We start from the raw sequence: 15841 nt of genomic DNA on the forward strand, positions 1-15841 counted from the left end.
TTCCAGTTCCAGTTCCAGTTCCAGTTCCAGTTCCAGTTCCAGTTCCAGTTCCAGTTCCAGTTCCAGTTCCAGTTCCAGTTCCAGTTCCAGTTCCATTATCGGTGCCAGTGCCAGTACTTGTAGAGGATTTTGGAGTAGCTGTTAGAATCATATCAAAGTAAAGATCCGAACTCGTACCACTTGAATTGTGTACTTCAGCTGTTAAAACGTTGTTCCCATCTTTAAGAATTGCCTTTAACACTGAAGTTAAATCGGCTTTATAAATTTTTGGATTATTTGGATTATCTACAGATACTGTATTATGATCAACTGCCCCTGCTGGCATATTTGCTCGATACACCTCTGAACCATTGACATAAAATACAAGGCCATCATCCACGCCGAATGTAGCTTGATAGTTATCATAATTCTGGATATCTTTTATCGAGATTACCTTACTGAAATAAGCAGTAATATTTTTCTTTTTTCTTTCTGTGCCATAACTAATCATTGTAGCTATTTTATCATCAAATATTTTAGTTTCTCCTGGTTCTGTTTTGGGTGCCCACTCATTGGTAAGGGTGTAAGTAGCCGTCTCACCACTACCATTTGTAAGTTCTTTATATCCAAAAGGACCATTCCCCTTCGTCCATGTCGAGAAATCAAAAGAGGTTGCGCCTGTCATAGCTGCACTCTGATCTGTATCTTTATCGGTAAAATAACTCCATGAAGAACCTTTACTTACGAGATCTACAGGCGTTGCAACGGCCGCTTCTTCCGCACGAACGTTCCATGCTGGAAAGGCTGCTCCGATCACCATTATAATCACTAGCAGTAAAGTAAAACTCTTCATCTTTTGCATTGAATACACAGGCTCACCCCATTTATAGTATAGAAACCATCAGTCTCCATCCTAGGGCTTGAGTGTGCGTGTTATGTCATGTTTATGTAAGGGCGGGGTTAAAACTCTATCTATTCTGTAATTTTTACGAAAAATTCAGACAAATGCAACAAAAGAACGCCTAGTCAAGCCAGCCGTTCTTTTGTGCAATGGCGTATGCATCAATTCGGTTCTTCCCTTCTACCTTCTGAATCGCTTCGGACAGATAGTTACGCACCGTACCCGCGGACAAATATAACCTCTCCGCAATATCCCCAGTAGCCAGCCCATCACCCGCAAGCTTCAGAATTTCTCGCTCTCGCGCACTCAGAGGATTCTCAGCATCCCAGAATGACAAGGCTAGCTCCGGACTTATCGCCCGTTCTCCCCTATGGACAGCACGCAGCGCAGCTACCAATTCACTAATCGGAGCATCTTTCAGCAAAAATCCACGGACACCTGCTTTCATCGCACGTTGAAAATATCCGGAGCGAGAGAATGTCGTCAGAATGACAACTTGGCAGGGGTTCTCACTACTTTTTAATTGTTCAGCTAATTCAAGTCCCGTCATCCTAGGCATCTCAATATCTAAGACACAAATATCTGGCTGATGCGACTCAATCAGCTCCATAGCCTCTACTCCATCTGATGCTAGTCCCACCATCTCAATATCATCTTCCATCTCCAGCAGTGTAGACATAGCTCCTCGAAGCATAGTCTGATCCTCAGCTAATACGACTCTCATGACGTCACAGATCCTTTCTGTGTTAAAGGAATTTTAAAGCTCATTATGGTGCCCTGATTAAGTTCAGATTGTATGCTCAGAACACCCTCTACCAAATTGAGCCTCTCTTTCATGCCTCGTACACCGCTCCCCAATTGAGATATATCCGTAGACCGTGTAGATTCCGTCTGAACCCCTCTTCCATTGTCATGAACTTCGAGTGTAATCCCACTCTGCTCTTGTCCTAGCATAACGGTGATTTGAGATGCCTGACTATGCTTTACAACGTTAGTTACGGATTCCCGCAGACACATCCCTAATATATTGTCTATTAGAGGTGGGAGCATAGGTAGGCCAACCGCCTCTTTCACTTCAAAATCTATCCCCGCAGCCGCCAAAATCTGTGCTGCATGGACCAGCTCATCTCGAATTGTTGCCCCATTCATGCCGGATACGAGCTCACGCACCTGTCTCAGTGCAGCGCGGGAAGTCGCCTGAATATCGCGAATTTCAAGGATAGCCCGTTCCGGGTGCTGCATGACCCATCGCTCAGCTAGCTCCCCCTTTAAAGTAATGAGTGACAACGTATGCCCAAGCGTATCATGCAAATCCCTAGAAATCCGCTGCCGTTCTTCATTCTTAGAAAGACGTGCAATCTCCTCTTCTGCCACAAAAAGCTTTTCTCTGAGATGACGTGATTTCTGCCCTATCTTCATACCTAAGGGCATCAGCACAATAATCACCATCGCTGGCGTGAGTTGGAATATATTTTGAATGCTGAGATCCATTCGATAATGAAATAAGACGCCCGTGAACAAACTTAAAAGTCCTGCTATCCCTAAAATCATCTGTCTAGTCGATGGAATAAAACCAACAATCGGTGAAGGAAAGAAAGCCATAAAAAGAAAGCTAATATCGATCTTTAATGCAAAATAAGCAATAATCAAGATTTGAATCCAGACAGAAAGCAGACGGTACTTTTTATAGTTCATACTAAATACATACAAAGCTACGAAAACCCCAAGAATAGCGAAAGAAATCATCATCTGTGATAGAGGTAATGTGATTAAGATTGATATCGGAAACACTAGATAGATTAGCCATAATAGAGAGTAATATATAGGGGTTCCCGTTCGAGAGTTTTTTGATTGTGATGCCATCCTATATCGCTTCCTGTCTTTTCATGATATAGCTGGATAGTACCATAAAAAGGATAATGTACATAGATAGAATCGCTATACCCGTCCAGTCTAGCGCTCTCCCTTCTACTAATGCCCATGGCCCTTCTCCCATGCGGTAAGTTGGTGTAAATTTTGCAATATTCTGTAGCACGCTAGGTAGAGAAGAGAGGGGCATCCACAGTCCACCTACTATAGAAAGAGACATGTATAGAGCCATACTTATCATTTGGACTACGTCACTATTCTTCATAGAGCCAAGGAATAAACCTAGTGCCATGAACGCAAATCCCCCCACCCAGATCCATAGACCTGCTTCCAGCCAGATTGACCAAGATAAATGCACCGACTTACCTACTCGCCCAAGGAGGAACATCGTGAGAATTAAGATTAAATTAATAGCTCCCTGTGCAGCGATTTTGGATAACACATAGGATCCTGAGGGCAGCGGGGACAATCTTAACAATCGAATCCAGCCAGCAGAGCGTTCTTTGGATATCCGCTGCGAGAAAGTGACTAGACTTGCCCCTACTACTCCATATGATGTCATCGACATCAAATAATAAGCAGACCAATAAGAAGGAACGTCACTACCTCCAACAACCGCTGTAAATAAGAAGAAAAATGCGGCCGGCATTAGAATCGAGAAGAAAATAAATCGCCGATTTCGAAACGTACGAAGCAACTCCGCCTGAACCTGGGCCCATGAAGACTTAATATAGTAATTCATCATCATCTCTCCTTTACATAATTCCTTTATAGTCTTGTTGAAGGAGTCTTTGAAATGCCTCATTTAGACCCCCACTTTGAATTTCAATGTCTTGCATGGGAATGGAGTATTCAATTAATGTCCTCATTAAAAGGTCAGTGTCTGAACTGTATAGTCTAGCTCTTCGTCCCTTCCACTCTATGCCTGAAATGCCAGGCACACCTTGAAGCTGCTCCTCTGTCACCTCTTCTCCTACAGTGAAACTAATCGTACGCCCCGAGGCTAGAGCCTTGATACTGCTTGGGGTACCATCAGCAATACATTGACCCTGCTGCACCACAACGATTCTTCCCGCTACTTGATCTGCTTCCTCCAAATGATGAGTGGTCAGTAGAACCGTCTTCCCTCGTGAGGCCATGCCCTCTACCGTATCCCAAAAAAGAATTCGTGAACGGACATCCATGCCTACTGTGGGTTCGTCTAAGAATAATATTTCAGGGTTTCCCGCCATAGCTAAGGCGAAGCCCAGTCTACGCTGCTGTCCACCTGATAATGCGGAAGCCATAATGCCTTGTTCCTCCTTTAGACCGGAGAGGAGAAGTAGTTGCTCTAACGCAAGCGGCTGGGTATAGTAACTTCTAAAAAGATTAATGGTCTCTCCTACCTTCAAGTTATCAATTACACTCGTATCCTGAAGCATGGCACCGATTCGGCCGCGAATCGCTCGGGTTCGTGGGTCTCCGCCAAGCAGCCTGATGTTACCGCTCGTTGGATTCATAAGTCCTAGCATCATGGATATGATCGTGGTTTTCCCTGCTCCATTGGGGCCAAGCAAGGCAGTTACGCTTCCTCGCTCTATTTTCAAATCCAAGTTGTCGACTGCTTTTTTACCTTTAAATATTTTGGTCACACCTTGCATTTGAATAGCTAATGAACTCATCATCCCACACTCCCGCTTCCTCATCTCTTGTTTGACTTTATCTTACGAATTCTAAGAAGAGTTAGGAATTCCAACTTGTCACCTTTTCCCTATGACAATTGTCATATAGTTAGTAAAGAGAAGATTTATGCTTAAAAAATGAGCTCCCAAGACATAGTAAAGGGACGAAGCCTCTGGGCTTCGTCTATTGCATTATACTTTCAGAGCATTGTTAACTATACTATGATTTATAGAAATCACTGATTATAGAAATAACAGATCGTGTGGTGAAACGTTGATGTTCAGCATTATGTTAATTGAGGATGATATGACCTTGTTCCAAGAGATCAAGGACAGACTTTCCCAGTGGTCCTATGACATTATAGGCGTACAGGATTTCAGCAATATTATCCCTGAGTTCACGGCCAGCGCGCCGGATCTAGTCCTCATTGATATCCAGTTGCCCAAATTCGATGGGTTCCATTGGTGCCGAATCATTCGTTCGCATTCGAACGTACCGATTCTCTTCTTATCCTCCCGAGATCATCCGACGGATATGATTATGTCCATGCAGCTTGGGGCCGATGATTTCATTCAGAAGCCGTTCAATTTCGATGTCCTGATTGCTAAAATACAAGCCATCTTACGCCGGGTGTACAATTATAATACCGACCGTATTGAACTCAGAACGTGGCGAGGGGCTACTGTGGAATATGTAAAAAACACAATTTCTAATGAAAAGGGCGCCGTAGAACTAACTAAAAATGAAATGTACATTCTGAAAATACTCATTGAGCAGAAAAACCAAATCGTCAGCCGAGAAGAGCTGATTCGTAGCTTGTGGGATCATGAGCATTTTGTCAGCGATAACACGCTCACCGTGAATGTGAATCGCCTGCGCAAAAAGCTTGAAATCCTTGGGCTTGATCCTTATATTGAGACCAAAGTAGGTCAAGGATATAAAGCTTCAGAAGAGGTCTTGAGCTTATGATAAGGGCGTATGTAAGAGAGCGACTTAGTTGGATTGTCCTGTTCTTATGGCTACTCCTACTCCTGATGTTCATTGGATATGTGGATGCTGAAATTCCTTTTCAGCCTATTATCTATGTTATCTTTCTATTCGGCCTGGTTTTTGGGGTCTTTCTCATAGTTAGATATTTTCTAGAGACTCGCTTTTATCGCAATATTGTAGCTTGGGAACCAGGCTATGATCTATCTACGCTGGAAGAGGCTTCAAGTCCTTTTGAACAGCTTACCTTAGATTTGATCACGCAACAGACGGATCGCGCCCGCCAAGAGGCCTCGCAGCATCTTATGGACGTTGAACAGGAAAAGGATGATCTATTAGCATGGATTCATGAGGTGAAGACCCCACTCACTGCGATGCAGCTCATGATCGAACGGATGGAGGACAGAGTACTCCAAGGCCAGCTCATGTATGAATGGTTGCGCGTGCATCTCCTTCTAGATCAACAATTACACCATAAGCGTATTCCATTTATCCAAAACGATGTATATATGGAACAAGCCCCGCTAGAACCACTGATCTATCAAGAAATTAAGGCCCTTCAGTCGTGGTGCATGCAGAAAGGGATCGGCTTCGATGTCCATCTATCCGTGCCCACTGTACTCAGTGATATGAAATGGCTTGGCTTTATAATTAGGCAGATCCTTACCAATGCTGTGAAATACAGTCATGCCTCTGATATTGTGATCGAAAGCCTTTTTATCCATGGCAAAACACATCTACGTATTACAGACTATGGCCGAGGGATAGATCCTAAGGATCTCCCCCGCATCTTCGAGAAGGGCTTCACCTCTACGGCGCATCACGGGGACAGCGCTTCTACAGGGATGGGACTATATCTTGCTCAAAAAGCCGCGCATTCTCTGCTCATCCATATTGAAGTAAGCTCGAAGCTCGGTCAAGAATCAATTTTCACCCTCATTTTTCCGGAGAAAAATGCATTTTCCGCCCTCCTAAGCATGTGACGAAATCGTCACATGCTTATACACATTGTTCGGCGAAACGAGGGAAAGTATGATTCCACTCCACTATGATAAAGGTATACAGAAAAGGAGTGAAAACTATTGGTTATTCTCGAAGCACATAAACTCACAAAAACCTTTGGCAATAAATTGAATAAACAAGAGGTGCTTAAAGGCATCGATATCCGTGTAGATCAAGGTGAATTCGTCAGCATCATGGGGGCCTCCGGTTCTGGCAAAACCACATTACTGAACGTGCTCTCTTCAATTGATAAGGTAAGCACGGGAACGATATCCATTGAGGGCAAGCAATTTACACAGATGAAAGAGAAAGAACTGGCGGAATTCCGCAAACATTATTTAGGCTTTGTTTTTCAAGAATATAATCTGCTCGATACGCTGACCGTCAAAGAAAATGTTCTGCTGCCCCTTTCGATCCGCAAAGTATCCAGAACAGATGCCGATCAGCGTTTTGAAGCTGTCGCCAAGGAACTCGGCATTTTCGATCTAAGAGACAAATATCCCAGTGAAATTTCGGGTGGACAAAAGCAGCGTACCTCGGCTGCGCGGGCATTCATTCATGAACCTAGCATTATTTTTGCCGATGAACCTACCGGGGCCCTTGATTCGAAATCTGCATCAGACTTGCTGAATAAGCTTAGTGAAATGAATCAAAAACGAGCGGCGACCATCGTCATGGTGACCCACGACCCGCTGGCGGCAAGTTATTGCAGCCGGGTTATCTTCATCCGAGATGGGCAGATCTATACTCAGCTGCACAAGGGCGAGGAGACGAGACAAGCCTTCTTCAATGACATCATGAAAACCCAAGGGGTTCTAGGCGGTGTTCCGCATGAACACTAATCAGCTTATCCTTCGCAATTTCCGCAAAAATCTAAAACATTACTATTTGTATATTTTCGCCCTTATTTTCAGTGTGGCGCTATACTTTGCCTTCGTGACCTTGCAGTATGATCCTGCGCTGGATGCAAGTAAAGGTTCCATTAAAGGAGGAGCCGCCCTCAAAGCCGCATCGATCCTACTCGTTGTCATTGTGGCCATCTTCCTACTGTATGCCAATAACATCTTCATTAAACGCCGGAGTAAGGAGATTGGATTGTTCCAACTCATCGGGATGACCAAGGGCAAGATCTTCCGAATCTTAAGTCTGGAAAATCTCATGCTGTACTTTGGCTCTCTGCTCGCTGGGATATTCGTGGGATTCTCTGTTTCCCGCTTAATTCTGATGATATTGTTCAAAATCACAGGTGTACAAGGGATCGCAAGTCTACGCTTCTCGCCCGAGGCGCTGTTACAGACGGTAATTGTGTTTGCTGTAATTTACGTATTTATCATGTTATTGAACTTTGTTTTTGTACAGAGACAGAGTATTCTCTCCCTATTCAAGGTCAAGTCCTCCGCAGAAGGTAAAGCCAGAAACTTATCGATCTGGGAAATGATTCTCGGCCTACTTGGTGTTGGGCTGATAGCACTCGGCTATTACGAATCCACCACGCTCTTCAGTGGGGAGTTAGGTTCGATGAATCAACTTCTGATCTCGATGGTGATCATTCTTGGTTCAGTCATAATCGGTACGTATTTGTTCTATAAAGGATCGGTTAGCTTCCTATTTAACTTGATTCGTAAGAGCAAAGGCGGTTATTTATCCTTAAATGAAGTCCTATCTCTATCTTCCATCATGTTCCGCATGAAGTCGAATGCCTTGGTACTTACCATCATTACTACCGTGTCTGCCCTTGCGATTGCGCTGCTGTCTCTGACCTATATCTCCTACTATTCAGCCGAGAAGTCTGCGGAACTAAGTGTGCCCAATGATTTCTCCGTCCTTCAATTCAAGGATGAGCAGAAATTTACACAGGCACTCAAAGCCCAACATATTGAATATGTAACCACACACCGAGAGGTCATTCAGGCGACAGTAGATGCATCCAAGCTGATTCAATCCAATCAAGCAGGAATGCACTGGGACCCGAGTAAAGCTAAGCTTCCTGTAGTGAGTGATGCTTCGCTTAATGGAGTAGATATTGCTCCTGGAGAGACTGGGTTCACGGGATACAGCGATGCTCTGGATCAATTTTTATCCTTTACGTTAAATGAAAAGCTTGTACTCAAAGGCAAAAATATTCAGCTCCCCTTAAAACTCACCAGTTCAAGCAAGGACGCTGTAGTCTCTTGGTACTTCACCAACGGGAGCATGCCAACCTTAATTGTAGACCAATCTGTGTTTGAACGCCTGGTTAGAAATCAAGATCCTTCGATTCAAAGAACGGAATCCTCTACCTACATTGGGATTGATATTAAGGACCCCAAGCAATTAGAGCAGGCGAACATCCTCTTTCACAAAATGGGTTACCAAGATCGGGGAGGTTTTAACTCACAGCTTGATCTGATTCATAATCAGAAGAACAACATGGGACTTATTATGTTCATTGTGGGATTCTTAGGACTTGCCTTCCTCATCACATCTGGTTGTATTTTATACTTCAAGCAAGTGGATGAAGGTGAGGAAGAACAACCGAACTATACTATTCTTAGGAAGCTCGGCTATACGCAAGGCGACATCCTGCGCGGCATTCAAGTGAAACAGCTCTTTAACTTTGGAATTCCTTTAGTCATAGGTCTTCTCCACAGTTATTTCGCCATTAAATCTGGCTGGTTCTTCTTCGGTACGGAGCTATGGACACCGATGATTCTCATCATGTTATTCTATACAGCGCTGTATTCCATTTTTGGACTACTATCCGTTCTGTTCTATAAGAAAGTGATTCAGAACGCTTTGTAAATCAAGAAAACACCCCATAATAAAGACAGAGTATGTGAAAATTCTGCGCTTATTTTGGGGTGTTATTTTGATGTAGATGATATCCTAATGTACAAAATGGTCTAATTAAAAAAGAGTACCCCCAAGAGTACTCTTTAAAAGGATATTTATGAAGCAACCTAGCTCCTAATCACCGTCATGGCCGCTTCAAGTGCAATGATGACCTTGTCACACCATTGGTCGAAATCAGAGTCTTCTTTTTGAAGCTCCGGGTGGGTTAGAATGTGGTCAATCGTCTGCTTGATGCCTTGATCCAGTCGCGTGGTGGCGACAAAACCGGGTACTAGCCGTTTGAGCTTCGTATTATCAAATACAACGGAGTTGGCCTTATCCCCGATCAGTCCGCCTTGATAATCTTCTTGACTACATGCATCCAAGAACTCCGAAGCCACATGAATGGCCTTCAACTCCACGCCCAGCGCATCGGCGATGGTCTGATAGATCTGGTTCCATGTCACCGTCTCATCCGATGTAATCTGAACAGACTCCCCAATTGCATGAAGGTTCCCCATTAAGCCAATGAACCCCTTAGCAAAATCGTCACAGTGCGTCATCGTCCATAACGATGTACCATCCCCATGAATAATAACCGTTTTCTGTTCCAGCATCCGTTTGGCTACCTGCCATGTACCACGGCTGCCGTGCACACCTAGTGGAATAGAGCGTTCATCATACGTATGACTAGGTCTGACAATGGTAATCGGGAAACCCTGCTCCCTATATTGCTTCATCAGATAGTCTTCGCAAGCGATTTTGTTCCGGGAATACTCCCAGTATGGATTCGCTAGCGGGGTTCCTTCCGTAATTCGGTAATCTGACAAAGGCTTCTGATAAGCGGAAGCGGAGCTAATGAAGATGTATTGTCTCGTCTTACCCTTAAATAAATGATAATCTCGCTCCACATGTTCCGGCTCAAAGGCGATAAAATCCACAACTACGTCAAACGTCAAATCTTGAATAAGCTTCGCAACGCTTGCCTCATCATGAATGTCTGCCGTTAACAGTGTGGCTCCCGCAGGTAGGGTATCGTTGTGATGTCCCCGATTCAGTAGATACAGGTCACATTCCTGCTCAAGTAACTGTCTTGAGATGGCTGAACTGATTGTCCCTGTTCCACCAATAAATAATGCTCTCATCTATGCACCTCCGCTAAGTGTTCCGTAGTTTTGGTTATCTACCCACCTTAGCATGTGTTACTTGAGATCACAATGTAACGAGCATGTAGACAGATTAATGTAGGGAGCACTTAGGAAATTTTCAGCTTTCTTGCTACCAGTAACCAGAATAGGCTTAGTGAACATAGGGCTATCAGAGCTAGTACGTACAGTACGGCCGAATAAGAGATTACTTCAATCATGGATGCTGTATACGCAATACCAATCGACATCGCTACATTCAGCACCAAATTGTAGAAGCCTACAGCCGTTCCTGATTTATCTACAGGGATAGCGCTTACACATGTATCCAGCATAGGAGCATACATCAGGGCAAATGATCCTGAGAACAACATCATGGAGAACACGTAGACGATCATAGAGCTGCTTCCCGTTAAAGCAGGCACGATCAGACTAGTTGCAATGGCGAGCATGGCGCATGTAACCGTTTGCCGATTGGATAGCACTTTGGCGATCTTCCCGGACATGGCCCCCACAATGACAGCCACAATATAGCCTGGCACCATGAGCAGTGAGATTTTATCCAGCTGGAGCCCGTACATCTTCTGAAGCAAGAAAGGAAACATGAATATATAGCCCAATTGCACCGAATAAATAATGAACGCAATCGTAAGCGTGAACAAAAAGCGTTTATTTTTGAAGAACGAGCTATCAATAAATGACTTCTTACTCTTAGTGATATAGAGCAGGAACAACGCTGCCGTAATTATAAAAATCAAGATATACAACCAGTTGAAATTCGTAAGATACAACATGACTGAGGTGGCAATCGCCGCAATGAGAAGAAGGCCAACGCCATCCACATAACTTTTACTGGTCGACTGTTCTTTAGGCAGGTACTTCAATATAAAAGGTAATAGAATCAGTGACAATAACGGCACAAGAAACAGTATCGTCCAGTTCAGATACGTAGAGATGTATCCGCCCGTAAGCGAACCGATGACCAGTGAAAGCGAGTAGCTGCTTGTACTATATCCTAGAAATTTCTTCTGCTCATCTTTGGGTAAATGCTTCATGACATAGATGACATATAACGTCTCCGCTGAGGCAAGCCCGGCGGTCTGAATAATCCGTGACAATAGAATGAGCGGGAAGGAATCTCGGAATATAAATCCCATCACTGACCCGATACAAATTAGGATAATTCCCGTACTGAGCAGCTTCCGAATACTGATGGAATCCGCTAAGGAAGCGTATACAACGGCTCCAATTCCAATGATAAGCCCCGCTAAGGTAGCCTGCCAGCTCACTGTGGTTGCTGAGATTCCAAGATCATCTGCGATCGCTACAGAGATTAATTTGAATGAATTATCAATAATTAAAGCAAAGACGAAGAATAACAAGATAATCGGTACAGCCTTCTTTACGTGATGACCCTGCGTATTGGATAAACTTTGATGTGATGTAGCCATTCAGGTTCAATCCCTTCTGTTATCCTTTGATCGTTAAGCAAGCTCTAGAGCAATTTCCATCATTTTAGTGAAAGCAGTTTGTCTTTCTTCAGGCGTAGTAGACTCGTGTCTAAAAATATGATCGCTAATGGTCAGGATACATAGGGCATTTACGCCTGCATGAGCTGCGTTCATATATAATCCTGCGGATTCCATTTCTGCACATAGGACACCCATCTCGCTCCACTTTTGCAGTGCTGTAGGATCTGCGTTATAGAAAATATCACTGGAAAGAACATTACCTACGTGAACTTTTTGTCCCTTTTGATCGGCAATCTTCTTGGCTTTCTCCAACAATTCAAATGATGCGGTAATAGAGTAATGACCCGGCAAATTGTACTGGTGTCCATAGTTGGAATCTGTAGCTGAACCCATGGCGAACACGATATCATACAGGTTCAGATGATCTTGAATCGCACCCGCGGACCCAATTCGAATGAGGTTTTTCACGCCAAATACATGAATCAATTCCCATGAATATAAGCTCATACTCGGAGTTCCCATGCCCGTACCCATCACAGAAATTCTTCTGCCTTGATATGTTCCTGTATAACCAAGCATGCCCCGAACTTTATTGAACTGGACAACATCTTCTAAGTACGTCTCAGCAATGAATTTTGCACGAAGTGGATCTCCTGGTAAAAGAATCGTCTCGGCAATTTCTGCTCCCTCTGGTTTGATGTGCGGGGTTTCTTTGTGTTGAATCTCGCTCATTACAATCTCTCCTTTTTACAACTATATTTAGTTGTATAATATGTTGTCTAATTGGTATATAAACAAAATAACATAATCATCCTCTTTTTATCAACCCATCTAATCCATGAAAATAAACATGAAAATAAAAACAGCGTAGCTTCCCGAAGGAACTACACTGCTTAGATTGTCTAAATTAGACTATTTCGATGCATGAACTTTAAGCTGACTAAATTCTCTTGGAATATAATACTTGTTGTACACGGCAGGGTAATCTTCTCGGATGTATACACTCTCCAGCAGTACATCACATTCCCCACTACCGACCATGGTGAACGATTGATTGGCTGCCTTCACAAAGGTTGAACGCTTAATGTCAAGTATGGCTGAATTTGCAAGTTCATACACTTTGCTCTCCAACATCTCTAATAACTGGGGTTCATTTTGTAAATCCAGCTTCATCTCCGACACCGTCTCAATCGCCATAAATGTAAAGGAATAGCCCACCACATCACCCTTACTTTTGTAAAGACGCTCAATGGCTACTACAGCCGCAGCTTTCCTCTGAAGTACTTCCTGCGTATACTCGCTTTCGAGATCTAGTCTAAAGTGCAGTTCCACGTCATCTATAGGCTCCGTATGGCATTTGTACATGGGATTGCCGATCTTCTCCAGACCTAATGTCGCACTCTTGTTAGGATGCGCTTTCGTAATAAAATTCCCTTTGCCATGGATACTCTTCACCAGTCCATCATCTTGCAATAGCGCCAGAGCTTGTCTCAATGTCATGCGGCTGACATCGAACAACTTGGCTAATTCTGATTCTGTAGGGAGCTGGCTATCGGAGGGAAAGACACCCTGCATGATCTGCTTGTACAATGTATCATAGACGGCGATATATAAAGGTTTTTTGCCCTTGGGCATAGGTTCGGGCCTAGTTTCCATCTCGTCACACACCTATATTTTGAATTAGATCTTTTTGACAAACTCGGATTTCAATTTCATCGCACCAAATCCATCGATCTTACAATCAATATCATGATCGCCATCCACAAGACGAATGTTCTTCACTTTGGTACCGATCTTAATGACGGAAGAGCTGCCTTTGACCTTGAGATCCTTAATCACACTTATGGTATCGCCATCCCTTAATACGTTTCCATTGGAATCTTTAATTATTCTAGACTCTTCAGGCTCCTCAGAACTTTGGGTCAGGCTCCATTCATGTGCACATTCAGGACAGATGAGCAGATCTCCATCTTCATATGTATATACGGAATTACATTTGGGACAATGAGGTAAAGTAGACATCAGCATTCGTTCTCCATTTCGCATTCTATAGTTAATATGAACATTCTGGCATAGTGTTATGATGTTGGCAAACCATGTTCTACGAAGCTTCCCTGTGCGTTACATCTTCAGGTTATGGCATGGGGACGAACAGATGATCCATGAAATTGTTCATCCAGATATACCCACCTATAATGGTAAGCATAAGCGCTAGGAGACTTGCTCTACGTTTAGTGAATTGAGGTATCATTCTAATGAGTGAGTACAGTACCATAAACACAAAAAATATAACCCCTATAATTAGAAAAAGCGCGGTAATTCCCATATCGTATCCCTCCTATTCAAAAAGATGAGACGGATGCTGCGAGTTCGTTTTCATTTTAACACACATGTTTTAAATATTTTCCATTTTGTTCACGAATGCATTCACTGGGTAAATGGCAGATATATTTCAAAAAAATAGAGGCGCAAAAAATGGAGGCGCGAAAAGCATGAAACCTTTTGACTATTCGCTGAATTATGCTGAACTCAATCTCCGAGACCAACCTGAGCTCTATACCATCGGCCGGGGTGAGCAAGGGGTTCTGTTAGTAGAGCCCTATAAAAGCGAGATTCTGCCTCACTGGCGTTTCAAGACCCCAGAGATTGCTAGGACCTCATCGGAAGCTATCTATCAACTCTTTCTAGACTATAAGAGCAACCATGACTTTATAGGTATAGACATGGCACGCAAATTTCTTCAAATGGGATATACGCGTGCACGAAGGTATACGAACCACAAAGGCGGACGCAAGTACTCACCTGAAGATGGCACGATCCTTCCTTTTCAGAACGACCCCATCAAGGCTGAAGCCGCGGCAATTTTTAAAGCGAAATGGAATGAGGCCAAGACAGACCCGGATTATATTCGGATGAAGCAAGAGCACCGAATTCGGTATGAGAATGTCTAGAATCAGATTACTCTTTACAAAAAAAGACTGACAAAGTTTATTCAGCATAATCAATTATAAAATAAAAATCACCGCCCTTCGGTACCTACCCGAAAGACGGTGATTACGTTGATATGATCAGGCAAAGCCTGACTTTAATCTATATAGGTTTGCTGTAACTGTACAATTTAGCCTTTCACAGCACCCATCGTAATGCCTTGCGTAAATGCTTTTTGGAAGACTAAGAAAATTAAGATCATCGGCACCGAAGCTAGCGCAGCCCCCGCCATCATGATTCCGTAATCGGTGGTGAATTCTCCTTGTAGCGTGGCAATCCCAAGCGGCAAGGTCATCATGGACGTAGATCTTGTCATAATTAATTGGCTGAAGTAATCGTTCCAAGAACCAATGAAGGTAAAGATCGCCAATGCTCCTAAAGCCGGCGTAAGCAAAGGCAAAATAATTGTGGAGAACATGCGAACTTCGGAACAACCATCAATTCTTGAAGCTTCTAACACTTCACTTGGAATGGTCTGAGAGAACTGCTTCATCAGGAAGACGCCAAACGGCCAACCAATCGCAGGAAGAATCAAGCCGTGATACGTATTGACCCATCCAAAGTCAGCTAACATCGTGAAGAGGGGCACGAGAATAACCTGCTTTGGAAGCGCCATGGCACCTACGAATAGACCAAATATTAATTTACGACCAGGGAAAAATTTCTTAGCTAGTACGTAGCCTGCAAGAGAAGCAACTAGACAGATTGCAATCATCTCGCCGCAGGACACAATGAAACTGTTGAGCGTCCAGCGCCAGACGGGATTCTTAAATAACTGTGTCCAATTCTCTAATGTGGGATGCACAGGGAACCATTCCGGCGGAATAGCGGTAGCCACCGTCTGTTTCTTGAACGCACCGGTGACAATCCAGTAGAAAGGGAACAAGAAGAATAACGTAGCTATAACAAGCAGGATGTTGGAAAGGACTTTCCCTATACTCCCCTCCTGTTTTTTTCGAATTTCTTTAGAACTTGGAAGACGTGTCTTCAAATCCGCTTGAACTGATGAACTCATAGGTTATTCC

At 43.5% G+C, this 15841-nt stretch carries 16 protein-coding genes and 1 pseudogene; 5 read left to right on the forward strand and 12 right to left on the reverse strand.

Translation table 11 applies throughout. The features are described from left to right. From J2Z69_RS15985 to J2Z69_RS16005, 5 genes and pseudogenes are all read right to left on the reverse strand, one after another. A pseudogene (locus tag J2Z69_RS15985) lies at positions 1-808 on the reverse strand (hypothetical protein); the annotation flags it as partial. 193 nt (positions 809-1001) lie between these two features. Next, on the reverse strand, positions 1002-1604 hold the full coding sequence (locus J2Z69_RS15990) for a response regulator transcription factor (protein ID WP_209864873.1): 603 nt from the start codon (positions 1602-1604) through the stop codon (positions 1002-1004). Beyond that, entirely contained in the window at positions 1601-2743 is a 1143-nt protein-coding gene (locus J2Z69_RS15995) for a sensor histidine kinase (protein ID WP_209864876.1), read from the reverse strand. The genes J2Z69_RS15990 and J2Z69_RS15995 overlap by 4 nt, the downstream gene beginning before the upstream one ends. Before the next feature lies 1 nt (position 2744). Beyond that, positions 2745-3491 (reverse strand): ABC transporter permease, encoded by a 747-nt coding sequence (locus tag J2Z69_RS16000; RefSeq protein ID WP_245339407.1) that lies wholly within the window; start codon positions 3489-3491, stop codon positions 2745-2747. 13 nt (positions 3492-3504) lie between these two features. Further along, entirely contained in the window at positions 3505-4410 is a 906-nt protein-coding gene (locus J2Z69_RS16005; protein ID WP_209864882.1) for an ABC transporter ATP-binding protein, read from the reverse strand. Between the two features lie 277 nt (positions 4411-4687). On the opposite strand from J2Z69_RS16005, the gene J2Z69_RS16010 reads away from it, so the two are divergent. From J2Z69_RS16010 to J2Z69_RS16025, 4 genes are all read left to right on the forward strand, one after another. Continuing rightward, the gene (locus J2Z69_RS16010) at positions 4688-5380 is read left to right on the forward strand and encodes a response regulator transcription factor (RefSeq protein ID WP_209864884.1); all 693 of its coding nucleotides are present in this window, start codon (positions 4688-4690) and stop codon (positions 5378-5380) included. Then, positions 5377-6381: a sensor histidine kinase gene (locus J2Z69_RS16015; RefSeq protein ID WP_209864886.1), complete on the forward strand. Its 1005-nt coding sequence runs from the start codon at positions 5377-5379 to the stop codon at positions 6379-6381. The genes J2Z69_RS16010 and J2Z69_RS16015 overlap by 4 nt, the downstream gene beginning before the upstream one ends. A 99-nt stretch (positions 6382-6480) precedes the next feature. Then, positions 6481-7242 carry an ABC transporter ATP-binding protein gene (locus tag J2Z69_RS16020; protein ID WP_209864888.1) on the forward strand — a complete coding sequence of 254 codons (762 nt, stop codon included), beginning with the start codon at positions 6481-6483 and terminating at the stop codon, positions 7240-7242. Beyond that, positions 7232-9181 (forward strand): ABC transporter permease, encoded by a 1950-nt coding sequence (locus J2Z69_RS16025; RefSeq protein ID WP_209864891.1) that lies wholly within the window; start codon positions 7232-7234, stop codon positions 9179-9181. Before J2Z69_RS16020 ends, J2Z69_RS16025 begins: the two co-directional genes overlap by 11 nt. 158 nt (positions 9182-9339) lie before the next feature. Here the strand turns inward: J2Z69_RS16025 and J2Z69_RS16030 are convergent, their stop codons facing one another. The 6 genes from J2Z69_RS16030 to J2Z69_RS16055 form a co-directional block, all read right to left on the reverse strand. After that, positions 9340-10356: an SDR family oxidoreductase gene (locus J2Z69_RS16030; RefSeq protein ID WP_209864893.1), complete on the reverse strand. Its 1017-nt coding sequence runs from the start codon at positions 10354-10356 to the stop codon at positions 9340-9342. A 110-nt stretch (positions 10357-10466) separates the two neighbouring features. Next, positions 10467-11807 carry an MFS transporter gene (locus tag J2Z69_RS16035; protein ID WP_209864896.1) on the reverse strand — a complete coding sequence of 447 codons (1341 nt, stop codon included), beginning with the start codon at positions 11805-11807 and terminating at the stop codon, positions 10467-10469. 33 nt (positions 11808-11840) lie between these two features. Continuing rightward, positions 11841-12560, reverse strand: coding sequence for a purine-nucleoside phosphorylase (gene deoD / locus J2Z69_RS16040; RefSeq protein WP_209864899.1), 720 nt, complete (start codon positions 12558-12560; stop codon positions 11841-11843). 180 nt (positions 12561-12740) lie between these two features. Further along, positions 12741-13484: a GntR family transcriptional regulator gene (locus J2Z69_RS16045; protein ID WP_209864902.1), complete on the reverse strand. Its 744-nt coding sequence runs from the start codon at positions 13482-13484 to the stop codon at positions 12741-12743. A 24-nt stretch (positions 13485-13508) separates the two neighbouring features. After that, on the reverse strand, positions 13509-13850 hold the full coding sequence (locus tag J2Z69_RS16050) for a zinc ribbon domain-containing protein YjdM (RefSeq protein ID WP_209864905.1): 342 nt from the start codon (positions 13848-13850) through the stop codon (positions 13509-13511). A gap of 112 nt (positions 13851-13962) precedes the next feature. Beyond that, positions 13963-14154 (reverse strand): hypothetical protein, encoded by a 192-nt coding sequence (locus J2Z69_RS16055; protein WP_209864906.1) that lies wholly within the window; start codon positions 14152-14154, stop codon positions 13963-13965. A gap of 166 nt (positions 14155-14320) precedes the next feature. Between J2Z69_RS16055 and J2Z69_RS16060 the strand changes: the two genes are divergently transcribed. Continuing rightward, on the forward strand, positions 14321-14779 hold the full coding sequence (locus J2Z69_RS16060) for a DUF4385 domain-containing protein (RefSeq protein ID WP_209864908.1): 459 nt from the start codon (positions 14321-14323) through the stop codon (positions 14777-14779). Between the two features lie 167 nt (positions 14780-14946). Here J2Z69_RS16060 and J2Z69_RS16065 read toward each other — a convergent pair whose 3' ends face one another. Beyond that, the gene (locus tag J2Z69_RS16065; protein ID WP_209864910.1) at positions 14947-15831 is read right to left on the reverse strand and encodes a carbohydrate ABC transporter permease; all 885 of its coding nucleotides are present in this window, start codon (positions 15829-15831) and stop codon (positions 14947-14949) included. Positions 15832-15841 lie beyond the last annotated feature (10 nt).

The sequence above is a fragment of the Paenibacillus shirakamiensis genome (genome assembly GCF_017874255.1).
Taxonomy (GTDB): domain Bacteria; phylum Bacillota; class Bacilli; order Paenibacillales; family Paenibacillaceae; genus Fontibacillus; species Fontibacillus shirakamiensis.